Origin of the sequence: Burkholderia sp. RF2-non_BP3 (assembly GCF_001522185.1) — a bacterium.
Taxonomy (GTDB): Bacteria; Pseudomonadota; Gammaproteobacteria; order Burkholderiales; family Burkholderiaceae; genus Burkholderia; species Burkholderia diffusa.
On record NZ_LOSU01000063.1, the window covers coordinates 130,874 to 152,821 of the forward strand.

Annotated in this window: 20 protein-coding genes; 8 read left to right on the forward strand and 12 right to left on the reverse strand. The window is 64.9% G+C overall.

Annotated features, from left to right (window positions below; genetic code table 11):
• Positions 1–77: 77 nt before the first annotated feature.
• The 6 genes from WS45_RS29050 to WS45_RS29075 all read right to left on the reverse strand — a co-directional run bounded on the left by WS45_RS29050 (position 78) and on the right by WS45_RS29075 (position 6,729).
• Positions 78–1,082, reverse strand: a complete 1,005-nt coding sequence (locus WS45_RS29050) for an aromatic ring-hydroxylating dioxygenase subunit alpha (RefSeq protein ID WP_059690377.1) — start codon at positions 1,080–1,082, stop codon at positions 78–80.
• 78 nt (positions 1,083–1,160) lie between these two features.
• Positions 1,161–2,243: a fatty acid desaturase family protein gene (locus WS45_RS29055; protein WP_059532245.1), complete on the reverse strand. Its 1,083-nt coding sequence runs from the start codon at positions 2,241–2,243 to the stop codon at positions 1,161–1,163.
• 108 nt (positions 2,244–2,351) lie between these two features.
• A complete protein-coding gene (locus tag WS45_RS29060; RefSeq protein ID WP_059702895.1) occupies positions 2,352–3,737 on the reverse strand; it encodes an NAD(P)/FAD-dependent oxidoreductase in 1,386 nt (461 codons plus the stop codon).
• A 171-nt stretch (positions 3,738–3,908) separates the two neighbouring features.
• Positions 3,909–5,201: a beta-ketoacyl-ACP synthase II gene (gene fabF / locus WS45_RS29065; RefSeq protein ID WP_082722068.1), complete on the reverse strand. Its 1,293-nt coding sequence runs from the start codon at positions 5,199–5,201 to the stop codon at positions 3,909–3,911.
• 95 nt (positions 5,202–5,296) lie between these two features.
• Positions 5,297–5,905: an acyl-homoserine-lactone synthase gene (locus WS45_RS29070; protein ID WP_257140677.1), complete on the reverse strand. Its 609-nt coding sequence runs from the start codon at positions 5,903–5,905 to the stop codon at positions 5,297–5,299.
• 440 nt (positions 5,906–6,345) lie between these two features.
• Positions 6,346–6,729 carry a DUF4902 domain-containing protein gene (locus WS45_RS29075; protein WP_059702899.1) on the reverse strand — a complete coding sequence of 128 codons (384 nt, stop codon included), beginning with the start codon at positions 6,727–6,729 and terminating at the stop codon, positions 6,346–6,348.
• Between the two features lie 394 nt (positions 6,730–7,123).
• Here WS45_RS29075 and WS45_RS29080 point away from each other — a divergent pair, with 394 nt between their 5' ends.
• From WS45_RS29080 to WS45_RS29090, 3 genes are all read left to right on the forward strand, one after another.
• Positions 7,124–7,951, forward strand: coding sequence for an autoinducer binding domain-containing protein (locus tag WS45_RS29080; RefSeq protein WP_257140678.1), 828 nt, complete (start codon positions 7,124–7,126; stop codon positions 7,949–7,951).
• A gap of 209 nt (positions 7,952–8,160) precedes the next feature.
• Positions 8,161–9,507, forward strand: a complete 1,347-nt coding sequence (locus tag WS45_RS29085) for an MFS transporter (protein ID WP_059532261.1) — start codon at positions 8,161–8,163, stop codon at positions 9,505–9,507.
• A gap of 105 nt (positions 9,508–9,612) precedes the next feature.
• On the forward strand, positions 9,613–10,185 hold the full coding sequence (locus WS45_RS29090) for a PAS and helix-turn-helix domain-containing protein (protein ID WP_059532262.1): 573 nt from the start codon (positions 9,613–9,615) through the stop codon (positions 10,183–10,185).
• A gap of 124 nt (positions 10,186–10,309) precedes the next feature.
• Here the strand turns inward: WS45_RS29090 and WS45_RS29095 are convergent, their stop codons facing one another.
• The gene (locus WS45_RS29095; protein WP_059702901.1) at positions 10,310–11,482 is read right to left on the reverse strand and encodes an NAD(P)/FAD-dependent oxidoreductase; all 1,173 of its coding nucleotides are present in this window, start codon (positions 11,480–11,482) and stop codon (positions 10,310–10,312) included.
• Between the two features lie 194 nt (positions 11,483–11,676).
• Positions 11,677–12,828 carry a branched-chain amino acid ABC transporter substrate-binding protein gene (locus tag WS45_RS29100; protein ID WP_059532266.1) on the reverse strand — a complete coding sequence of 384 codons (1,152 nt, stop codon included), beginning with the start codon at positions 12,826–12,828 and terminating at the stop codon, positions 11,677–11,679.
• Between WS45_RS29100 and WS45_RS35475 the strand changes: the two genes are divergently transcribed.
• A complete protein-coding gene (locus WS45_RS35475) occupies positions 12,815–13,162 on the forward strand; it encodes a hypothetical protein (RefSeq protein WP_156437336.1) in 348 nt (115 codons plus the stop codon). The two genes, WS45_RS29100 and WS45_RS35475, sit on opposite strands and share 14 nt — an antisense overlap.
• Positions 13,163–13,242: 80 nt before the next feature.
• Here WS45_RS35475 and WS45_RS29105 read toward each other — a convergent pair whose 3' ends face one another.
• Both WS45_RS29105 and WS45_RS29110 read right to left on the reverse strand, forming a co-directional pair.
• Entirely contained in the window at positions 13,243–13,434 is a 192-nt protein-coding gene (locus WS45_RS29105) for a CsbD family protein (protein WP_059532268.1), read from the reverse strand.
• A gap of 155 nt (positions 13,435–13,589) precedes the next feature.
• Entirely contained in the window at positions 13,590–15,134 is a 1,545-nt protein-coding gene (locus tag WS45_RS29110; RefSeq protein WP_059532437.1) for a helix-turn-helix transcriptional regulator, read from the reverse strand.
• A gap of 381 nt (positions 15,135–15,515) precedes the next feature.
• Between WS45_RS29110 and WS45_RS35820 the strand changes: the two genes are divergently transcribed.
• The 3 genes from WS45_RS35820 to WS45_RS29120 are packed head-to-tail and all read left to right on the forward strand — an operon-like array spanning position 15,516 to position 16,336.
• Positions 15,516–15,680, forward strand: coding sequence for a hypothetical protein (locus WS45_RS35820; protein ID WP_167357956.1), 165 nt, complete (start codon positions 15,516–15,518; stop codon positions 15,678–15,680).
• Between the two features lie 57 nt (positions 15,681–15,737).
• Positions 15,738–16,085 (forward strand): BON domain-containing protein, encoded by a 348-nt coding sequence (locus tag WS45_RS29115; RefSeq protein WP_059702903.1) that lies wholly within the window; start codon positions 15,738–15,740, stop codon positions 16,083–16,085.
• Between the two features lie 53 nt (positions 16,086–16,138).
• Positions 16,139–16,336: a CsbD family protein gene (locus tag WS45_RS29120; RefSeq protein WP_059532275.1), complete on the forward strand. Its 198-nt coding sequence runs from the start codon at positions 16,139–16,141 to the stop codon at positions 16,334–16,336.
• 225 nt (positions 16,337–16,561) lie between these two features.
• Here WS45_RS29120 and WS45_RS29125 read toward each other — a convergent pair whose 3' ends face one another.
• Entirely contained in the window at positions 16,562–17,590 is a 1,029-nt protein-coding gene (locus tag WS45_RS29125; protein WP_059690385.1) for a DUF1338 domain-containing protein, read from the reverse strand.
• A 227-nt stretch (positions 17,591–17,817) separates the two neighbouring features.
• Between WS45_RS29125 and WS45_RS29130 the strand changes: the two genes are divergently transcribed.
• Entirely contained in the window at positions 17,818–18,768 is a 951-nt protein-coding gene (locus WS45_RS29130) for a LysR family transcriptional regulator (protein ID WP_059702905.1), read from the forward strand.
• Positions 18,769–18,955: 187 nt separating this feature from the next.
• Here WS45_RS29130 and WS45_RS29135 read toward each other — a convergent pair whose 3' ends face one another.
• Positions 18,956–21,085: a TonB-dependent receptor gene (locus WS45_RS29135; protein WP_059702907.1), complete on the reverse strand. Its 2,130-nt coding sequence runs from the start codon at positions 21,083–21,085 to the stop codon at positions 18,956–18,958.
• Positions 21,086–21,948: the final 863 nt, after the last annotated feature.

A 21,948-nucleotide genomic window follows, 5' to 3' on the forward strand; every position in this document is an offset into this window, starting at 1 on the left:
GTGACGCATCGTCGCTTCCTTCTCGATCATCGTCGTTTCCTCTTCCGCGTGCGGCACGCGCTCCGTCCCGACGTGCGTCATACGGCCGCTCGAATGGATGCGTTCGCACCCATTCGCTCCAATATCCGCCGCGCGGCGAACGCCGGGCGATCGAGCTGGATGTCGATCATCGGCGCCGTGGGGCTCCAGTTCGCCTGCAGGCTCTCCGCGACATCCTTGTCCTCCATCACGGTGGCGAACACTTCCTTCGCGGTGAACTCGGTGAACCGCTCGTTGTCGACGTCGAAATCGCGATGCATGCCGACGAACACATGAGTCGTGGTATCCGTGGCGGGCGTGAAGATCGTCGTCGTATAGACGTGGAAGACCTGGCCGCTCGAATCGTCGCAGGCGTGAGCCCTCGTCTCGACCCGCGTGTTGCCGATGGGCCAGTAGAGCACCTCCTGGAAGCGGTCGATGTAGTCGAGCTTCAGGATATGGGTGTAGAGCGGCGGCGTCTTCTCGCGGCGCAGGTAGCGGCGCACGCGGACTTCATCGTCGTTGATCACGATTTCGGGCGGCGTCTCGACGATGTCGAGCGAGCCGAGCGTCTTCGCATGCACGAAGGCGGCGTGCGAGATGTCGAGGATGTTGTCGATGCCGAACAGGTAGCTGCACGCGATCGTGCAATAGCTCATCTTCCCGGCAAGCTCGGGCGCCGAACAGACCCAATGGTCGGGGATCGCCGCCTCGTCGGCCTTGTCGGGCTCGCCGGTCCACAGCCAGATGAAGCCGTATTTCTCGACGGCGGGAAACGACCGCACGCGTGCGCCCTTCGGGATCACGGTCTGGCTCGGAATGCTGACGCACGCGCCGGAGCAGTCGTACCGGAGCCCGTGATACCAGCACTGGAGTTCGTCGCCGACCACGCGCCCCCGCGATAGCGGAACCTGCCGGTGCGGGCACCGATCCTCGAGCGCGACGATCTGATTCGCCTGCGTACGGTACATGACGATCTTCTGGTTCAGAATCGTCCGGGCAAAGGGCTCCCGCTGGACTTCCGCTGAAAGTGCTGCTGCGTACCACGCATTCTGGATAAACATTGATTCCTCACTTTGCTACATGGGCGGCGGTGGCACACCGACGCGAGCTCGAGTCGCCGTGTGCGTTCGTGATCGGTTCTATCTGCGCGCGACGGCGACCATCCGGTCGTCGTCCCGGGCGTCGGCTCCGGCCGCTTCGCGATCGAGACGGCCGTCCGCCATCTGCTCGAGAAATTCGTCGGACGCGGACTGCAAATTCACGCAGGGATACTGAAAGCGGCCGGTCGTATAACGAAGCGCGCCCAGGAAGGACGGCTCCACCGGCGCACCTTCCGCCTCGAACAGCCCGTGCGACGCCAGGTACGTGTGAAGCGCGGGCAACCGATAGCACGGGACGGCCGGATACTGGTGGTGTTCAAGGTGGAAGTTGCTGCCGAAGAACAGCGCCGTATAGATCGGCGACGTGTAGCTGCGACTGTCGCGATATCGCCCCGGCACGGTATCCGTGTGTTCGATGTATGCGCGAATGGTGCTGAATACGTACACCCCGATATACGGAATCAGCATGACCGTGAAACCGAGCCACAGCGAGCGATGCCAGATGAATCCGTAGGCCGTTATCGCGCACAGGCTCAGCGCGATGTTGATCCGCGAGATCCAGCGCATTTCGCGCTGGCTGAACGGCAACCGCGTGTTCTCCGGCCACGGCAAACCTGCCGCCATGCGCGCGGCGTTTCGCGTGTAGATCCGCACGCCCTTGGAACGCGCGAGAAAGAAGCGCGACCAGAAGGTTCTGTACTGCGAATAGATCTGCACATCCGGATCGATGTCCTGACCGGTGAAGCGATGGTGCTTCCAGTGCGTCATGCTGAAGCCCACGATCAGGAAACCCGGCACCAGCGACGAGCAGATGAGCGCCAGCGCGGCGCTCACGTACTTGTTGCGATGCAGGTTCGTGTGCATCCCCTCGTGTCCGACGAAAGTCAGCAAATGCATGCCATGTCCGCCGATCACACCCAGGACGATGGCCAGCGCAATTCGGACCGGCGTCGACATCGGGATATCGACGACGGCGAACGCCACTGCGGCCGGAATCAGGAAGAACGCGAGCGCGTGCGCGAGATAAAGGATCGTGGCGACGGCGCTGATCCGGTGGAAGTGCCGTGGCAGCTTGAGCCGCGACAATGCGACGTCACTGTCCAACGTGGCTGCGATGGTCATGGCCTCTCTCCTCGATTGATGCGATGCAGGGCCGGCGATTGGCGAACGTGCCGCGCCGTGGCTTGAAATCGCGTGGCCGCAACGACCACGCACCGCTGTTGCGCGCGTTCAAATGGATTCCCCGACTGACGCGACGCGCTCGACGCCGGCGGCAAACGATTCCAGCTCGTCCGACTCGCGCACGCGGGAGCGCCGGGCGCGCGCCTCCTCCGCGAGCTGCACGCGCCGCGCCATCTCGGCGCGAATCGCCTCGCCTCGCCGGGACATGTCGATCAACGGCTGGATCACGCCCGTTTCGCCGGCGGCCATTGCCTCGTCCGCCCACTTCTTGATATCGCTCGGATCGAATACGGCAAACGGCGAGCACTGGCGATTCTGCGAAGCGAGCAAACGCGCCTGCAGTTCCGGATCGTTCGCAAGCTTGCGGTAAAGGATCCGGCTGAGCGGATTGTTGTGGCCGAGTGCGCCGCGGCCGCGCGAGTATTCGAACAGGTCGATCGAGGTCGCGTCGCGCTGGCGCCAGTAGCACTCCAGCGCATGCTCGTCGCCCTCGACGATGGCCTGGGCGAGCGAGCGCGCATCGCGAAGTGCGTCGGTAATGCCGAATCCCGGCGACGGGTCCATGAAGAGACCCGCATCGCCCACGAGGGCCCAGCCGGGCCCTGCGGCCTGACGGAAGAAAAAGCGCAGCTTCAATGCGCCGAGCACCTTGCTGGCGGGCGCGTCGGCAACAAGCGGCGCCGTGTGAGGGTTGCCCTTCAGCGTCTGCGTGAGCTTCTCGAGCACACGGCCCTTCCATTCCGGCAACTCCATTTTCGGGAACGCCACCCCGATCAGCAGCAGGTCCCGGTTGGTCGGAAAAACGAAGACGATGTCGTCGCCGAAGGTGCAGTTCATCGCCCCGCCGCGATAGCGCGGATCGGTATCGAACCAGTCCGGCCGCGGCCAGTACGCCCAATACATTGCACGCGGGCCGTCGTAGCCGTGGTACTCCTCGGAACCGACGAGGTCCGCCATCGTCGAGTGTTGGCCATCCGCGCCCACCACGACCCGCGCCCGGATCTCTTCACGCACGCCGTCATGTTCCACCACGGCGCCCGTCACCCGTTCGCCGTCGCGCAACAGACCGACCAGCCGGGTCCGCGTGCGGACCTGAGCCCCCGCCGCCCGCGCCTCCTCCAGCAACAGCGCATCGAGATCCATCCGACGCGGACAGGAGCAGCCTCCGCCGACGGGATACTCGATGCAGCCGAGCACGTCGTCGCCCCCATACATCATGCTGGGCACCGGCGGCGCGAAACGGCGAACCTTGTCGCCAAGCGCCAGTTCGTCGAGGAGCGCCATGCCGTAAGGCGAAATCCAGTGCGTGGACAATGGCTGGTCGCTCGGGAGATTGCTCGCATCGATTGCCAGAACGCGCTTGCCGGCGCGCGCCAGATGAATCGCGAGCGTGGCGCCCGCGCAGCGAGCGCCAACGATGAGGGTGTCTAACACGGAGAATGTCCTTCGGATAACGATCGGAACCGGAATGGCACGTGACGCGACCTCGCCGTCGCCGTCACCATCGAGTCGATGAAGAAGCGGCGAACCATGGCACAGCGCCGGACACGGACGACACGACGTACTTGCGAAATCGGACGCGCACGCGAAGCCGGTGCGCGTTGCTCAATGCGCGCCCGCGGCGCGATCCGACGGATATCGCTTGAACAGCACCGACGCGTTCACGCCACCGAACCCGAAACCGTTGGACAGCGCGATTTCGACGGGAACGTGCCGAGCCGAGGGGCCGATCAGATCGAGTCCGGCGGCAGCCTCGTCGGGGTGCTCGAGATTCAGCGTTCCGGGCAGCACGCCATCCCGCAGCGCGAGAATGGAGAACGCCGCCTCGATCGCGCCGGCCGCCCCGAGCAAATGCCCGGTCGCCGACTTGGTCGATGAAATCGCCGGGCCGGCGCCCACGCCGAAGACCGTCTTCAGCGCCTCGATTTCTCCGGAGTCGCCGACCGGCGTCGATGTCGCATGCGCGTTGACGTAGTCGACCTGCTCCGGGGCGATGTCGCCCATCGCGAGGGCCAGTTTCATCGCGCGCATGGCGCCGGATCCGTCGTCGGGCCCGGCGGTCATGTGGTAGGCGTCCGCCGTGGTTCCGTACCCGATGATCTCCGCGATCGGGCGGGCGCCACGCGCGATGGCGTGGTCGAGAGACTCGACCACCAGCATGGCGGCCCCCTCACCCATGACGAATCCGTCCCGCTCACGGTCGAACGGCCGCGACGCGCGAGTCGGCTGATCGCCGAAGCCGGTCGACAGCGCTCGCGCCGCAGCGAATCCGCCCAGGCTCACCTTGTCGAATGCCGCTTCCGCGCCGCCGGCCAGCACGACATCGGCCTCGCCGTTCCGGATCAGGCGCAGTGCATCGCCGATTGCCTGCACGCTCGCCGCGCAGGCGGTCACGGGACAGCCAATCGGCCCGCGAAACTGATGCTTGATCGAAATCTGGCCGGCTGCGAGATTCGACAGAAAGAACGGAATGGTGAACGGCGACAACCGGCGCACGCCGCGCGTCTCGCCGATTCTCACCGCCTCGGCCAGGCCCGGAAATCCGCCGATGCCCGACGCGACGACGGTGGCCGTCCGCTCGCGCTGACTTTCCGCCTGCGGCGCCCATCCCGCTTCCGCGAGCGCCTCGTCCGCGGCAACCATCGCCATCTGGATGAAGCGGTCCATCTTCCTCAGCTCCTTGTTCGGCACCGAGCTCTCCGGATCGAAACCGCCGTCGGGGTCGTCGGCCTTCGACGGTACGGTCCCGCCGACCTTGGCGGGCAGATCGCCGACGATCTCGTCACCGAGCCGGCGAAGCCCCGACGATCCGCCGATCAGGCGCTGCCACACCAGTTCCTTGCCGCAACCCAGCGGAGACACAATGCCGATACCGGTTACCACCACTCGAAGCGTCATTTCACATTCCTCTCGCGGACCGGGACTTGCCGAGCCACATCGTTAAAGCTGTTCATCTTCATGCGCACCTTTTGAAACACTGCATGCACGCCCAATCACACGGCTTGCTCGAACGCATGCGACGCACGCAGACCGCGCGGCATGTCGAGCGGCAGGCCGTACTCCGATCCGTCGAGGTCCAGCGCGGAACGCGTCTGTTCATCGATCTCGATCCAGAACGGCAGAGTCGGCTTGCCTTCGATCATTTGGGGCGGCGCGGCGCGATGCACATTGACGCCCATGCGCTTCAGCAGCCGTTCGTTACCGATCACGGAAAATGCAATGAGACGGTTCGCGCCATGTGCGTGCGCGACGCGGACGATTTCGGACATGAGCGCGCGCGTGTTTTGCCACGACGCTTCGGCACTCAACGACTCGCCGCGCGGCATGCTCATCGCGAAGCGGGACAACTCCCAAACATCGCGCGCACGGGGGAGAGAAGCGTCGCCCATCAAATCCGAAAAAACATTACCGAGAAGATAGGGCTCGTCGGTCGGCAGCAATCGACCGCAACCGACAATTTCACTATTGCGATCGCAAGCGATAACGTAAAGCGTGTCCGCGTGATCGAAATCGTCAAATTCGATGCCATTGTCCGTCGGCAATGACCATCCGAGTTCCTGTATGAAGACCTTATGCCGAAACTTCGCGAGTCGATACATCATCTCGCGACTCAAATCAGCGCTTCGCCCCGACAATAAAGTCAACATCTGAAAGCCCTCTCTCTCATCTCAGAATTGTTAGCGCGATTGAACCCGAAATTGCCGTGGCAACATAGCTGCCCGAATGGGCAGGTCACGCGCTTTGGACGAGACTCATCGCGCCGAGTGGGCTGAAGCACGCCGGCGGGAAAGCGGATTCCGGATTTAACTGGCGACGGGTAGCGGGGCGTTCGCGAACGAACATCGTGAGCACGCCTGCCATGAACGGCTCGAAGCACGGCTCGCGTGGTGCCGTGTCACGGCATGGATAATCGTGCCGCCATCGAAACTTCGCCGAAGCCGATGAGGACGATCGGCAGAAACTGGCGGTTGCGCGGCACGAGACATTAACGGCGAATCATTATTTACTCGCCGAGAAATAATGAAGCACCTTGAACACGAAATCAGTGATCGGCAACAATGGCCGACTCAAGTTCGCGTTGACGCATTCCCGAGCACAGCCAGTTCTGGATCAACGCCCGGCTGTATCGCGCGCCATAATCGCCGCCGTCCGTGTCGAGGAGCATGACGTTGCTGCTGACGTCGTCCGTCCCGACTTTCACGTCGGACCGCCCCGCTGCCACATACCATACGCAGCCGACGCTCGCGGTGGGTTGCGTCTCGGTGCAGACCAGCTCGTAGTAGCCGGCATTGACGGCGCTGATCCCCTCACCCCATAAGTCATGTAGCAAATCCGGGGCTTGCTGACACATATGTTGGCGGAAACGCAGCGCGTAGAACGCGGGCAGGGTCAATCGCACATATCCGTCATTCAGCTTTTTTGGCATGTTCGTTCTCACAACGTGGCACCTGTTAAAATTCGCACGGCATAGTCTGACAAGATTAGCAGCGGAAGCCGGCCACAAGGTCTTTCAACGCTCGTAGCGCTCCGGTTACGACTTGAATATCCGCTGCGATCACGTACGGGTTATTTACAATTATTACAGACCATCCGGGGAATGCCATTGCATCACGCACGGTCACCGCGAGCGGAAATTGCCCGATGACGCATCGATCATGAAGCAATTCCAGGATTTTCGAATTTGCGACTCCCGAAATTGAAACACTCTGTGCGATCCAGATATATACCTACCCACATGCAAGATCCCGAAATTCGATCAACGGAAAGTCCCTACGCCATCTCGAAATCGATTCGATAAGAATTTGCATTCGACGTCATGTTTGCCGCTCGATACGTCGAAGCGTGAGACCAGCCCCCGAACGACTTTTGAAGGACCGGCCAACGCCCCCAGCGACACGATTCCTTGGGGCACGATTGACCGCAAAGGTAACGATATGCATGCATGGAAAGAAAAGTATCTGAATGGATACGCCGCGGCAAAATCCGAGGCCGACGTGTTTTTGGAGTTTTCGGCGGACGTGCGCGCCCTTGGATTCGAGTACTGTTCGTTCGGCCTGCGCATTCCGTTCCCGGTGACCAATCCGCAGTTCATGCTGCAGTCCAATTATCCGGAGACGTGGGTCACGCGCTATGTGAGTCAGAACTACTTTGCCGTCGACCCGACCGTCCGACACGGGCTCAGCCAGTTGATGCCATTGATCTGGCGTGCCGACACCCAGACTCAAAGCATCGAATTCTGGAAGGAGGCGGATCATTTCGGCTTGCGCCACGGCTGGTGCATGCCGTCCGTCAGCCGAACCGGCGCGATTGGACTCGTGACCATGGTGCGGTCGAGCGAGCCGATCGACGAGTGTGAGCTCGAGCAAAAGGGATACCAGATGTCATGGCTCGCGAACACGGCCAACTGTGCGATGAGCATGCATCTGCTCGCGCAGCGCGCGCCCGAATACGCCGTCGAGTTGACCGCTCGCGAGCGGGAGTCGCTGCAATGGTCTGCCGCCGGGAAAACCTACGTCGAGATCGGCAAGATCATGCATGTCGACGAGCGCACCGTGAAGTTTCACCTCGTCAATGCGATGCGCAAGCTGAATGCGACCAACAAGACCGAGGCCGCGGTCAAGGCGACGATTCTGGGACTCCTGTTCTGACGCCATTCTCTTCATCGGCCGCGCGGCGCCATGCTCGCGGGGCGGAAACACCGTCAAAACGGCCACGCCGGTTGCCCGTTCCAATGCCCGGCGGCCCCGCCCCCCGCCCCCGATTACCTAGGTAATTGACACGTATGGACCTAGGTAATTGGCGTCCCTACCATGGTTTTCGGCGCGAATCCAAGCGCCCACATGAAGAGGACACGACCATGACCACCCAGGACGTCGATACCCGCACGCTACGACGCGTGATCGCCGCAGCGTCGATCGGCAATTTCGTCGAATGGTTCGATTTCGCCGCATACGGCTTTCTCGCCACCATCCTGACGCGCGAATTCTTCCCCAGCGGCGACCCCACGATCGGGCTCCTGAAGACGTTCGCGGTGTTCGCGGTGGCCTTCGCGTTCCGCCCGCTGGGCGGCCTCGTCTTCGGCGTGATCGGCGACCGGATCGGACGCAAGCGCACCCTTGCGCTGACGATCCTGATGATGGCCGGCTCGACGACGTTGATCGGCCTGCTGCCGACCTACGCGAGCATCGGCTACTGGGCGCCGTTGCTGCTCACGATCATTCGCTGCGTCCAGGGGTTCTCGGCCGGCGGCGAATATGCCGGCGCATGCGCGTACGTGATGGAACATGCACCGCGCCGCCGCCGCGCCTTCTTCGGCAGCTTCGTGCCGGTATCGACCTTCTCGTCGTTCGCTTGCGCGGCAGTGGTGGCCTATCTGCTCGAATCGTCGCTGTCGTCGCAGGCAATGGTCGAATGGGGCTGGCGCGTGCCGTTCCTGATCGCGGCGCCGGTCGGCCTCATCGGCGTCTACCTGCGTGTCAGCCTGAATGAAACGCCCGCGTTCCAGGCGCTCGAAGGCAAGCACGACATCGCGCATGCGCCGCTGATGGAAACGCTGCATTCGCAGTCGAGGAATATCCTGAAGCTCGGCGCGTTCGTGTCCGTGACGGCGCTGTCGTTCTACACGTTCACGACGTATTTCGCGACCTACCTTCAAGTCGCCGGGCACCTGTCTCGCGGCACGTCGCTTCTCGTGACGGTGCTCGCGCTCTTCTTCGCCGCGGCCCTGTGCCCGGTCGCCGGCTTCTTCTCCGACCTCGTCGGCCGCCGCGCGACGATCGCCACGACCGGCATCTTCATCATCGTGTCGGTTTATCCGGCGTTCTCGCTCGGCGGCTCGGGCGTGCTGTCGCAATCGTTGCTCGGCGTCGCGCTGCTTGCGATCGGCGCGGTGTTCTCGGGCGTGGTGACGGCGCCGCTGATGTCGGAAGTGTTCGCGACGAAAACGCGCTACACGGCATCGGCGATCACGTACAACCTCGCCTACACGATCTTCGGCGGTACCGCGCCGCTCGTCGCCACGTGGCTGATCGCCGCGACGGGGACCAACCTGTCGCCCGCGTACTACCTGATCGCCGTGTCGATCTTCGCGATGATCGGCGGCCTGGCGCTGCCGGAAACGTCGAAGACGGCACTCGAGGAAGCCGGTCCGGCGACCGCGAGCGCCGCGCGGGCCGCGAAGCGCGGCGTCGAAGGCGCCGTTTGAGCACGGGCCACGGATGAGTTGCCCGCAGGCGCTACCGCTACAATCAGGCAGGAGCAAACCCGCCCGATAGCCTTGGTCCGAATACGGTTCGGACCCGTCGACACGATGCCGACCATGACCGACACGATGCCAAGCCTCGACTACGAAGATCTCTTCAGGCATCTGCCCGTCGCGGCCATCGTCGCCAGAGAACGCATCATGGTCGATTGCAACGAGAAGGCGCTGCAACTGTTCCGGGCCACCCGCGACGACATCGTCGACCAGTCGTTCGCGAAGCTGTATCCGCAGCGGAAGGACTTCGCGACGACGGGCCGCCGCCTCGCGCCGCTGCTCGCGAAACATGCGGGGTTCAGCGACGACCGCATCATGCGTCGCGTCGACGGCAGTCATTTCTGGGTCACCGTATGCGGCTTCGGCTACAACTCGAAGCGGCCCTTCGAGCTGGCCATCTGGACCTTCACCGACCTGTCGGAGAACGCGAAGCATCCCGACGTCGCCGGCACGTTGACCGATCGCGAGCGCGACGTCGCGGCATTCCTGGTTCACGGCCTGACCAGCAAGGAAATCGGCAAGGAACTGAGCATCAGCCCGCGCACGGTCGATATTCATCGTGCGAGCTTGTTGAGGAAGTACGAGGTACGCACGACCCACGAACTGATCACGTGCCTGCTCGCGTGAGTTGCGTGCGCAGGAACGGCGCATCCGGCATCCCGCTCCGAAAAAAAAGCCCGGCAAAGCCGGGCCAATCAGATCGAGACACAAGGAGAATCCCGCCCACCCCACACCGGGCGGTCACGCCGCGCTACACGACGTTCTTTTCGACGATCGGCCGGTTTTCGAGCACACGCTCCCAGCCGAGCGACGACAGGTCGAGCGATTCATACCGCCCGCCCAGGATCAGTTCGCTCACGCCACGCCCCGTCGCGGGCCCTTGCTGCAGCCCGTGTCCGCTATACCCGTTCGCGAACACGACGTTGTCGAGTTCGGGGTGATATCCGATGATCGCGTTGTGATCGAACACGTTGTACTCGTAGTACCCGGACCAGCAGTTCTCCACGCGCAGCGCTTCGAACTCCGGCACGCGATTCGCGAGCGTCGGCCAGATCACCTCGTCGAACAGGTCGTGATCGACCTCGTCGAGCGGCAGGTCGTCGGGATCGCGATCCGGGCTCGGCGACGTCCCGCAGATGTACGTGCGCCCTTCCGGCCGGAAATACACGCCCGTCGGATCGATCAGCAGCGGGCAATCGGCCAGCTTCGCCGGCGACGACACGTTGAAGATGCTGCGACGCCGCGCATACACGGGAATGTCGATGCCCATCATCGACGACAGCGTGCGCGTCCATGCGCCGGCCGCATTGACGAGCGTGTCGCATGCGTGGCGCTCGCCGCCGTTCGTCACCACGTGCGTGATCTTGCGGCCGTCGCGAACGACGCCGGTCACGTCGGCCGGCACATACCGCGCGCCCAGTGCCTGCGCCTTCTTGCGCAGCGCCTGCACGAGCCCGTAACCGTCGAACCACCCTTCGCCGCTCACGCCATACGCGCCCGACACGAGATCGTCGACGTTCAGCCAGGTAAACTTCGCGCGCAGCGCATCGCGATCCATCAGCCGGATATCGGCGCCGAGCTTCGTCTGCAGTGCATGGTTCTCGCGCAGCGTCGCATCGCCCGCCGGCGTCGCGAGAAACAGGTAACCGCCCTCGTGCAGATCGATCGACGGCCGCGTGCCGTCGACCTCGAGCCGTTCGCCGATCGTGCGCAGGAAGTCGATCCCGAACAGCGACATCTCGATCGACAGCGGCGTCGAGAACTGCTGGCGAATCGACGCGGCCGACAGCGCCGACGACGACTTCGCATAGGTGGGATCGCGTTCGATGACGGTCACGGACACCGTCGGATCGGTAGCGCGCAGGAAATAGGCGATCGAGCTGCCGATCACACCACCGCCGACGATGACGACTTGAGAACTCACGACTGACTCCAGTTACACGTATGAGGCGCCGCCGGCCGGCCGCGCCCGAAGGTTGTTCGTGCCGCGTCGCGCGCGGCGTCGTGCGAGCAGGCCACCCGGCGAATCGCCCCGGCGTGCGCCGCGACCGCATCCGATCGCTTCGGCTATTTCAGCACGTCCTGCATCGCCGCGAAAGCCCGCGCGCGTTCGGGTATTCAGTCCGCCGTTTGCGTGGTGACGGGCTGCCACGCGGCATTCTTCACTTCATACAGCGTCGAGCTCGGGTTCTTCAGATCGCCCGTGCTCGTGAACGCGATCGTGCCGGTGATGCCGTCGTAGCGCGTGCCCTTCAGCGCGCCGTTGAAATCGGCCGGCTTCGTCGAGTTCGCCTTCTGCATCGCGTTGATCGCGATCCACGTCGCGTCGTACGCGAACGGCGCATATGCGAGCATGTCGACGCCGTACTTCTGCTTGAATTTCGTTTCGAACTGCTTGCCTTTCGCGAGACGCGCGAGCGGCTGCCCGTATTCCCACACGGCCGCGCCTTCGGCCGCGTTGCCGGCGAGCTTGATGAAGTTCGCGTTCATCACGCCGCCGCCGGCCAGGAACTGCGCGCGGATGCCGAGCTGACGCATGCGCTTGACCAGCATCGCGGACTGCGCGTCGAGGCCGCCGAAGAACACCAGGTCGGCATTCGTGCTCTTGATCTTGGTGAGCTGCGCGCTGAAGTCGACGGCCTTGTCGTTCGTGAATTCGCGCGCGACGATCGTGCCGCCGTTCGCCTTCGCGGCCTTTTCGAATTCGTCGGCTTCGCCCTGGCCGAACGCTGTGCGGTCGTCGATGATCGCGATGCGCTTCGCCTTGGTCACGCTCGCCGCATACGCACCGGCGTTGCCGGCGTTCTGCGCGTCGGTCGCGATCACGCGATACACGGTGCCGAGGCCGGCGCGCGTGATGTCGGGATTGGTCGCCGACGGCGTGATCATCGGAATGCCGGCCTTCGCGTAGAGCTTCGACGCGGGTAGCGTCGTGCCGGAATTGAAGTGGCCGATCACGACGGCCACCTGCGCGTCGGTCAACTGCTGCGCGGCCTGCACGCCGATGCGCGGATCGCTCTGGTCGTCCTGCGACGCGACGACGAACTTCACCGGCTTGCCGCCGATCGTCGTGTGCGCGGCGTTCGCCTCGTCGACGGCCATGCGCACGCCGTTCTCGATGTCCTTGCCGTATGCGGCGCCGCCGCCGGTCAGCGGCACGGCCACGCCGACCTTGACGACCGTCTCCTGCGCGTGGGCCGCGCCGGTCTGGAACGCGAGGATCGCGGCGGTCAGTGCAACGCCGGAAAGCGAACGAATGCGGAACGTCATCGGCCAATCCTTCTTCTGTGGGTCGGGATGCGACGCGCGATCGTCGCGCGCCGGCGACCTCCCGCGTGCCGGTGATTTTTCCGTCGCCGGCGTGCCGCCGATGGCGCGTCACGTGCCGGTCGATCACCGCGGTTCCGTCTCCGGGAAACCTGTCGGCGCGCAAGAGGTGAACCGATTGTGGGTAGCCAATACGCGTGCAGCAAACGAAATATCGGAACTATGTTGTGAGGAATTGTCATCAAGTGACGACGCGGCCCGCGCGACGGCGGGCCGGGAAGAGGAAATGTCAGCGGGATGCGCGCATGCCGCGTTGCAGCGGGCCTGCGCCGGGTAATGCCGATGGAGCATCACCGCCGTATCGGGCAGCGGCAACGCACCGCACATTGCGCGATTCGGTCGACGGCGCCGGGCCGGTCAATGCCTGTCGGTGCCCGTCTGCTTGCGCACCGCATCGGCCGCCTCGCCGGCCTTCTCCTGAATCTTGCCGGCCTGCTGTTCCGCCACGCCTTCCGCTTCCGTCTCGCGGTCGCCCGTCACCTTGCCGAGCGCTTCCTTGACCGAACCCTTCACCTGTTTGAGTTTGCCTTCGATGCGATTCCTGTCCATGGTCGTCTCCTGCGATGAGTTGGGGAGAGAGCCGACGGCACGGCAGCCTGCGCCGCACCGCCGAGTGGACAGGATCGCAGCCGCGCGCCGTGCGCGGCAGATGCGGATGCACCAGCCTGCATGGTGCATTCGCACCGATGGCCCGACGCCCGGCGTCAGTCCTTGCCGTTCGCGCCGCCCTTGTCGGCGCCCTTCTCGCCTCGCGCGCCGTTCGCGTCGGATGCGCCGACGATCCCGCGCTCGCGCGCCCATACGATCGCCTCGCCGCGGCTATGCACGTCGAGCTTCGCGTAGATCGTCGCGACGTGATTGCGGACCGTGTTCGGCGCGAGCCCGAGGCGGGCGGCGATCTCCTTGTCGGCGAGGCCGTGACACAGCAGGTCGAACACGTCGCGCTCGCGCGCGGTGAGGTCCGACAGCTGCGCGCCCGCGTCCGGCGCATTCGCGCGGCGCACGTTCGCCAGTTTTTCGATCAACGTGCGGCTGAACCACGACGCGTCCTGCATTGCGGTCTCGATCGCATAGACGAGTTCCATCTCGGTGCGCTTGCGATCGCTGATGTCGAGCAGCGCGATCAGCAGGCAATCCTGCCCGTGAATCGCGACCGGTTCGGCCGACACGACGCAATCGCGCACGTCGCCGTCGCGCGTGCGGATCTGCACGTCCGCGTTGCGCACGTTGCCGTCGCGCGCGAGCTGGCCGTCGATGCACTGCCGGGCGCCGCGTTCGGCCCACAGCCCGATCTCGTCCGCGGACTTGCCGAGCAGATCGTCGCGCGCATGGCCGGCCATCGCGACGAAGGCATCGTTCACGTCGAGCAGCTCGAAGCGGTCTGCCGTGACGATCGCGGTCGCGACCGGCGCCATCCGGAACGCCTTCGCGAAACGCTCTTCGCTCTGCCGCAGCGCGAGCTCGGCCTGCTTGCGCGGCTCGAGATCCATGAACGTGAACAGCATGCACGCCTCGCCGTTCATGTCGATCGGCTGCCCGGCAACCACCACCGCTTTCGTGCCGCCGTCCGCACGCTTGAGCACGGCTTCCATCTGCGGGATCGTCGCGCCCTCGCCCAGCCGCTCGATCGCGAGTTCGCGCCGCTCGGCGTGTTCGAGCACGTCGAGTTCGTAGACGGAGCGGCCGAGCACGTCGTCGCGCGCATGCCCCGTCATCTCGAGGAAGCCTTGATTGACCTTCACGTAGCGCAGGTCGTCGAGCCGGCAGATCACGGCCGGCGCCGGATTCGCGTTGAACGTGCGCTCGAAGCGGTCCTCGGCGCTCGCCCATTCGGTCGCATCGTGCAGCACGAGCGCGAGGCAGTCGGGCTCGCCGGCCGCGTTCGTCAGCACGAGGCTGCGGATGCGGTGAACCCAGCTCACGTTCTCGTCGGCGGCCGATTCGACTTCGACGGTCACGTCGCTGAATTCCTCGCCCGCGATCACGCGATCCATCGGATAGTGGCCGTCGCGCACCGGATGGTTGTTCCGGTAGCGCAGGCGGAAGCGCTCGCGATACTCGGTGACGTCCGCGCCGAGCGCGTCGAGCTCGGTGACGCCGTGCATCGCGAGCGCGGCCTCGTTCGCCCACACGATGCGCTGGTCGGGTTCGATGAGGATCACGCCCTCGGTGAGCCCCGCGATGATCTGGTGCAGCTGGCGCCGGTCGGTATGCGACTTGAGCACCTGTTCGTTGACTCGTTCGTCCATGGGTCGGTGGTCCACGTGGTCGACAGGGTTGCCGGGTCGGTCGCGTCCGCGCCGGCGCGTGCACGCGATGATCGCGTGCGCGCCGATGCCGGCGACAGGCGCGGATGCACCCTGCGCAATAGTACATTCGCATGCCGCGCCGCCTGCGTGCGCCATCCCGCCGAGCCGCGCGCGGCGCGGGTGGCGCGCCGGCATCCCGCCTCGCGCGCATCACGGCGCACACGACGCACTTCCCGTTCCCGCTCCTTCGTTCCGTCCCCGTGCAAACGCACTAGCCGATCCGGTGAATTTGCGCGATGTCCGCGTGCATTCGCGCCGGTACGCTGGTACTGCATCGGCGCCCACGCGCCGCCCTTTCATACCGCAGAGGAGGATCACCTGATGAAGCTCCATCAGACACCCGATCCGACGCGCCCCGAGCCGGCCCCGGACAATCCGCCCGAACCGTCGCCCGGCACCGATCCGCCGGTGCCGCTGCCGCCCGACGTGCCGCGCCCCGACATGCCGCCGCGCGAGCCCGGCTACGACACGCCGATCGCGCGGTAACGCGCGGCGCGCCTGCGCAGATTCCCCATCCACCACGCCAATCGAAGGAGCACATCCATGAACAAGACCTCGAACCTGTCGGCGCTGCTCGCCGTCAGCGCGGCGTTCCTGCTTTGCGCCGCTCCGCTCACGAACGCACAGGCGGCATCGTCGACCGACGACGGCATGAAGACCGAATCGAACCAGCCCGTCACCGATACATGGATCACGACCAAGGTGAAGAGCGAACTCGCGACCACGGATGGCGTGAAAAGCGTCCACGTCGGCGTGAAGACGGTCGACGGCGTCGTCACGCTGACGGGCGTGCTGCCGTCGAAGGTCGCGGTGAAGAAGGCCGTCGCCGTGACGCGCTCGATCAAGGGCGTGAAGCACGTCGACGCATCCGGCCTGAAGGCGAAGGCCTGAGCTGTCGCGCGGCCGAGCGTCGCGCTTTTCTCCCCTTACTCCAGGAGCACACCATGAACGAAGACAAGATCAAGGGTCAATGGAAGCAGCTGACCGGCAAGCTGAAGGCCAAGTGGGGCAAGCTGACCGACGACGACCTCGCGGTCGCCGAAGGCAATCGCGAGTATCTGACCGGCCGGATCCAGGAACGTTACGGGATCGCGCGCGACGAAGCCGAGAAGCAGTTGAAGGAATTCGATCGCGAGCTTTGACGCGCCGGTCGTCTCACCCCGCCGCGATGCGTCCTGCGTCGCGGCCACGCGGAGGATCACGACATGGGCAAATATCTGATCGCATGGCTGCTCGGCGTACCGCTCGGCGTGCTGGTGCTGTTCTATCTGGTCACGCACCTGTTCTGACGATCGCGACGCCCATCCAATGCAAACGGGCCGGCGGCTGTCATCAGCCGCCGGCCCGTTCGTCTGCGTGCGTCGCGCTTACTTCGCCGCGTTCGCCGTCATCTTGAAGATGCCTTGCGCGTTGCCCGCGTCGAAACGCAGGTCCGTCACCCAGCGGCGCGCCGCCTGGTCGAACGTGCGGCGGCGCGTGATGAATTCGTAGAACGAGCCCGGCACGTTGCGCTTCACGGTCCCGCCGTCGCGCGTGCGGAATTCGCGCTCGACGATGTCCGCGCGATACGCGGTCTGGAACACGCGGCCCGAACGCGAGCGCTCGACTTCCGGCTTCATCGGCCGGCCCTTCGCCTTCTCGTCGTCGGACAGCTTGAACACGTCGGTCACGCGATCGGTCGCGTGGTTGAACGCGTTGCCTTCGGTCGCGATCCACGCCATCTCGGCCGATTCGAGCAGCAGCGTCTCGTAATCGAGTTCGCTCGGCAGGTCGTGCTGGCGCGCGAACGCGCCGACGATCTCCGGCAGCAGCGCATGCGCGGCGTCGAGCGGCAGCCAGCCTTCGCGCTCGATCTCCCACAGCAACGCGACGGCCGCCGGCGACAGCGGATCGCGCGACGAGCTCACGACGTTCGTCACGGCCTGCTGGAATTCCCGGGAGAAGCGCTCCGGATGCAGTTCGCTGACGAAGAACTGCGCGATCTCGTCCGGCGCGTCCTCATGCGCATATGCGCGGCCGGTCATGCCGAGCTTGTCGAGCGGATAACGGCCGTTCAGGCGGAAGCCGAGCGGACGCAGGATGCGCGTGAACGCGGCTTCGCCCGGCGGCAGCGCGCCCGTGTGCGGCCAGCGCACCGTGCGCAGCGCGCCGTGGTCGAAGTAGACCGAGCCGCCGTTTTCGATCGCGTCGGCCGTGTAAGCGCGGCCGTTCGCCGAACGTTCGAGCAGCCCTTCGAACAGCGCCATGTTCATCGCCTGCGCGATTTCCGCGCGCGTGACGACGTCGGTTTCCCATTCGTCGAGGATGGCCGGCATGTTCAGGGTCGCGAACAGGGCGTCGGTCTTCGCCTGTCCCAGCAGCTTCGTCAGCAGGCTCTCGATATTCGGATTGCGCATCAGGATTCTCGTGTTCGGGGGACCGCCGGCAAGCGTGCCGGCAACTCGAATGGCCGGCCGCCCAGCGGGCGCCTGGCCTTGCGTGGGATGCATTATTCAAAGGGTTGCAGCGGGGCGTAAAGCGAGATTAAATTGACACGTGATGAGTTTTTGGAATTATCGGCCGTCACCGCATTCGTCCTCCGGCCCGCCGCGGGCGGGTCCGTTCGTCAGACAAAACGAGCATCATGCGCAAATTCAAGATCCCCAACATGGGTGCGCTCGTGGCTTTCGAAGCCGCGGCGCGCCACGAAAGCTTCACGCACGCGGCCAAGGAGCTGTTCCTGACCGAAAGCGCGGTATCGCGGCAGATTGCGACACTCGAGGCGAGCCTCGGCGTGCGGCTGTTCGCGCGCGTGAAGCAGCGCGTCGTGCTGACGCGCGCCGGCAAGCTGTACGGCACGCAGGTGCGGCGCGCGCTGGAGGCGCTCGATCGCGACACGCTGTCGATCATCGCGCACGGCAGCGGCGGCGGCTATCTGGAGCTCGCGGTGCTGCCGACCTTCGCGTCGCACTGGCTGATCCCGCGCATCAAGAGTTTCTACGACCGCACGCCGGACGTGCGCGTGAACATGGGCAGCCGCACCGACCTGTTCTCGTTCGAGGACACGCACTTCGAGGCCGCGATCCACTACGGCAAGCCGACCTGGCCCGGCACGTCGTCCGACTACCTGTTCGGCGAGGAAGTCGTGCCGATCTGCTCGCCGGCGCTGCTCGACGGGCCGGTCGAACGCGTGGAGGATCTGCTCGCGTATCCGCTGCTGCACTCGACGACGCGTCCCGGCGCTTGGGCGCAGTGGTTCGAGACGCATGGCGTCGAGGACATCCGCACGATGCAGGGCGTGCGCTACGAGCTGCACACGATGCTGATCAGCGCGGCCGCGGCCGGGCTCGGGATCGCGCTGGTGCCGAAGTTCTTCGTCGAGGAACAGTTGCAGCAGCTCGGCCTCGTCGTGCCGTGCGACGCGGCGACGGTCGGCGATTCGGCGTACTACCTCGTGTATCCGACGGAGTTCAGTCACAGCAAGCCGCTGGAATCGTTCCGTGCGTGGTTGCTGGAGCAGGCGAGCGCGTATGCGGCGCCGGGACGGGAGGGGGAGGAGAACGGCGACGCGGAGGATGACGAGGACGTCGAATAACGGCGCTTCCGGCTATTCACGGCGCGGCGGCATTGCATGCGTGCCGCACCGGCACACCGGCCGCGACGACCCTCGCCAGCCGCGCACCGTCAGGCGTTTCCAGCCCCGGGCACGCCGTGTTCAGATCCGGAGGGCGGGCCATCACGACGATGACCCGCATTGTCGCGCACCACATGCGTGACGTGCGTCACATGTGCCACTTCACCGTGGCGGTCAGCGTACGCGGATCGCCGGGCATGTTGTACAGGTCCGCGTTGCCGTGCGCGGCGATGAAGTAGCGGCGATTGAACAGATTGTCGAGCGTGAGCGTCACGTCGACCTTCTTGCTGCGATAGCCGGCCCCCAGGTTGAATACGGTAAACGACGGCAGCGTGACCAGATCGCTCGCCGACGTATAGCGCGCCGACTGGAACTGCATGCCGGCCGCCGCATAGAAGCCGTACGGCAGCTCGCGCTTGAGCCACAGGTTCGCGCTGTGGCGGGGCATCAGCCCCGGCGTGTTGCTCGACACCGTGAGGCCGGCCGCCGTCGATTGCGGGGAGCCGTCGACCGTGCCGTTCATATACGCGTAACCCGCATACACCGACCACTTCGGCGCAATCTCGCCGGTGAAGCCGAGCTCCATCCCGCGCACGTGCTGCGTGCCGATCGGCAGCGCATAGCCCGGGTTCGCCGGGTCGCCGATCTGCTGATTGGTCTGGCGCATGTCGAACAGCGCAACGCTGGCCGTCGCCTTGCCGCCAAGGTCGAAGCGCGAGCCGACTTCATACGCGGTGGTCTTCTGCGGTGCGAGCGCGGCGCCGTTCGCGAACGCGCCGGAACTGATCAGCGTATCGGCCAGCGGCGAGAACGACTGGCTGAACGAGCCGTACACCGTCAGCCATTCGAGCGGTTCATAGATCAGGCCGACGCGCGGGCTCCACGCGTGATCGGTCCGGTCGAGATTGACGTTCGACGACGTGTAGTCATGCCGGATCTGGCTCAGGTAGTCGAAGCGCAGCCCCGCGAGCACCTTCCAGTGTTCGGTCAGCGAGATCAGGTCCTGCGCGTAGACGCCCGTGAGCCCGACCACGGTCGATGCGTTCGTCTTCGCCCGCGCGCCGGTCGGCACGCCGGGCAGGACCACCTGCTGCGGATTGAAGAGATCGTAGGTCGCGACCTTCGTCACGCTGTAGACCGTGTCGAATTTCTGCTGCTGCGAGAGTTCGAGCCCGTACAGCAGCTCGTGGCGCATGCCGAACAGCGATGTCTTCTGCGTGAGCTCGAACAGCCCGTCGATGCCGTGGTCGGTGCGCTGGCGCGTCGACTGGTCGAGCGTGACGACCGGATGCGCGGACGTCCTGATCGGCTCGAACGTCACGTAGTTCTTGCGTTCGAGCGAGAAGTCGTACGCACGGATCGCGCCGTGAAACGACAACGAATCGCTGATGCGACGATCGAGCGACACCGTCGCGCTCTTCGCGGAGATGTCGTTGTATGAGCTGTTCCCCCCATCGGCCGAACCGAAATACGTGTTGATCGGCACATCGACGGGCCGGCCGCGGTACGCTGGCAGCCCCTGGTCCGACGTACGGCGATCGTGCAGATAGTCGAATTCGACGTTCAGCACCGTGTCGCTGTCGAGCTTGAACTGCGCGGACGGCGCGATCGCCTGCCGGTTGAGCTGAAACTGGTCGCGGAAGCTGTTCGAGTTTTCGGCCGCGCCGGTAAGGCGAAAGCGTGCGGCGTCGTTCGCATTCCAGCCGAGGTCGAATTCGCCGCGCCGCTCGCCGCGCGTGCCGAGCGTCACGCCCACGTCGTTCACCGGGTTCGCCTGCGGCCGCTTCAGCACGCGGTTCACGATACCGCCCGCCGAGCCGCGCCCGTACAGCACGGCGGCCGGCCCTTTCAGCACCTCGACGCGATCGACGTTCGACAGGTCGCGGTAGTACAGCGCATCGTCGCGAATGCCGTCGACGTACTGGTCCGTAATGCTGTTGAAGCCGCGGATCGTGATCTGGTCGCGCTGGCCGTCGCCCACCGAGAAGCCGACGCCCGGCACGTTGCGCAGCGCATCCTGCATCGACGTGGCGTTCTGGTCCTCGATCACCGCGTGCGGGACGACGTTCACCGTCTGCGGCACGTCCATCAGCGACATGTCGGTCTTGGTCGCGGCGCGCGAGCGGCCACCGTCGTACGACGCGTGGTCGGCGGCCGCGTTGACGGAGATCGCGGGCAGGGTCGCGGCGGCATCGCTCGCCTGGGCAAACGAAGTGCGGGCGCCAGCCAGCGCCGTGGCGATCAGAAGCGCATGACGGGCGCTCTTGTTGAGTTTCATCGTGAACGTAGAGGTGTGGAATAAAAACGGCAAACGGAACGTGTCCGGCCAGCGCGCGACTCGCGTGGCGCATCGACCGGCGAAGCCCTTTCCGTCAGGAAGACGACGCGCGCGGAGGACCGCCCCGTCGTGCCTGCCGGGCGGCACGACCGGCACGAAAAAAGCCGTAACGTGTCGTCACGGCTCGTAATGGGGCGAAATAATAAACGAGAATGATTCGTGTTTTTAGTTAATTTTCGGCGTGTCGCCTGCCCGCAACGCGAGCGCGCATTCGCGCCGCGCATTCCTGACGAATGCCTTTCGGTTTTGCGCTATCGAGCCGCCTGGCTCGTGTAAAAGAAAGGATCCAACCGGCCGCCGTATGCGGCTGCCGCAATGGAAAAAGGTGGATTCGGGGAAACTGCGACGGGGAACGCTGAAGAGGATTGCGAAAGATCGGGGTAAGGCAGGCGGGACGCATTCAAAGTCCGGTGCGCGCCGAGCCGGGCAACCCCGACCCGGCGCTCCGGGCAGCCGACCTCGCTTCGGCAGCGCGGCGGACCTTCTCTCTTTTCTTCACTGCGTATATTTTCTCTCAGGTTCCGGGGCAATTTTTTCTTCGCCGCGTCGGGCCATTATCCGCCCAATCCGGCCGAAGTGAAACGTTTGCGCACGCTCTACGCCGCTTATACCCGCCATTCGGACACATTCCTTCAAATCGCTTACGCGTCGCGCGATCGCATTCGGCAAATCTTGCAATCGGTTCGGCGTTCCTTTTAAATGGAACTGGTTCCATTCCGCGTTTCGGCCACGCCGTCGCGTGACGCCACGTGACGTCGCTTCGTCCGCGCGTCATGATGCCGATTCAGGATCGAGGATCGTTC

Bases quoted from the DNA above. Each gene is read 5' to 3' on its own strand.
- WS45_RS29050 (WP_059690377.1), bottom strand. From the start codon at position 1,082: ATGTTTATCCAGAATGCGTGGTACGCAGCAGCACTTTCAGCGGAAGTC.
- WS45_RS29055 (WP_059532245.1), bottom strand. From the start codon at position 2,243: ATGACCATCGCAGCCACGTTGGACAGTGACGTCGCATTGTCGCGGCTC.
- fabF (WP_082722068.1), bottom strand. From the start codon at position 5,201: ATGACGCTTCGAGTGGTGGTAACCGGTATCGGCATTGTGTCTCCGCTG.
- WS45_RS29070 (WP_257140677.1), bottom strand. From the start codon at position 5,905: ATGATGTATCGACTCGCGAAGTTTCGGCATAAGGTCTTCATACAGGAA.
- WS45_RS29075 (WP_059702899.1), bottom strand. From the start codon at position 6,729: ATGCCAAAAAAGCTGAATGACGGATATGTGCGATTGACCCTGCCCGCG.
- WS45_RS29085 (WP_059532261.1), top strand. From the start codon at position 8,161: ATGACCACCCAGGACGTCGATACCCGCACGCTACGACGCGTGATCGCC.
- WS45_RS29090 (WP_059532262.1), top strand. From the start codon at position 9,613: ATGCCGACCATGACCGACACGATGCCAAGCCTCGACTACGAAGATCTC.
- WS45_RS35475 (WP_156437336.1), top strand. From the start codon at position 12,815: ATGCGGAACGTCATCGGCCAATCCTTCTTCTGTGGGTCGGGATGCGAC.
- WS45_RS29100 (WP_059532266.1), bottom strand. From the start codon at position 12,828: ATGACGTTCCGCATTCGTTCGCTTTCCGGCGTTGCACTGACCGCCGCG.
- WS45_RS29105 (WP_059532268.1), bottom strand. From the start codon at position 13,434: ATGGACAGGAATCGCATCGAAGGCAAACTCAAACAGGTGAAGGGTTCG.
- WS45_RS29110 (WP_059532437.1), bottom strand. From the start codon at position 15,134: ATGGACGAACGAGTCAACGAACAGGTGCTCAAGTCGCATACCGACCGG.
- WS45_RS35820 (WP_167357956.1), top strand. From the start codon at position 15,516: ATGAAGCTCCATCAGACACCCGATCCGACGCGCCCCGAGCCGGCCCCG.
- WS45_RS29115 (WP_059702903.1), top strand. From the start codon at position 15,738: ATGAACAAGACCTCGAACCTGTCGGCGCTGCTCGCCGTCAGCGCGGCG.
- WS45_RS29120 (WP_059532275.1), top strand. From the start codon at position 16,139: ATGAACGAAGACAAGATCAAGGGTCAATGGAAGCAGCTGACCGGCAAG.
- WS45_RS29125 (WP_059690385.1), bottom strand. From the start codon at position 17,590: ATGCGCAATCCGAATATCGAGAGCCTGCTGACGAAGCTGCTGGGACAG.
- WS45_RS29130 (WP_059702905.1), top strand. From the start codon at position 17,818: ATGCGCAAATTCAAGATCCCCAACATGGGTGCGCTCGTGGCTTTCGAA.
- WS45_RS29135 (WP_059702907.1), bottom strand. From the start codon at position 21,085: ATGAAACTCAACAAGAGCGCCCGTCATGCGCTTCTGATCGCCACGGCG.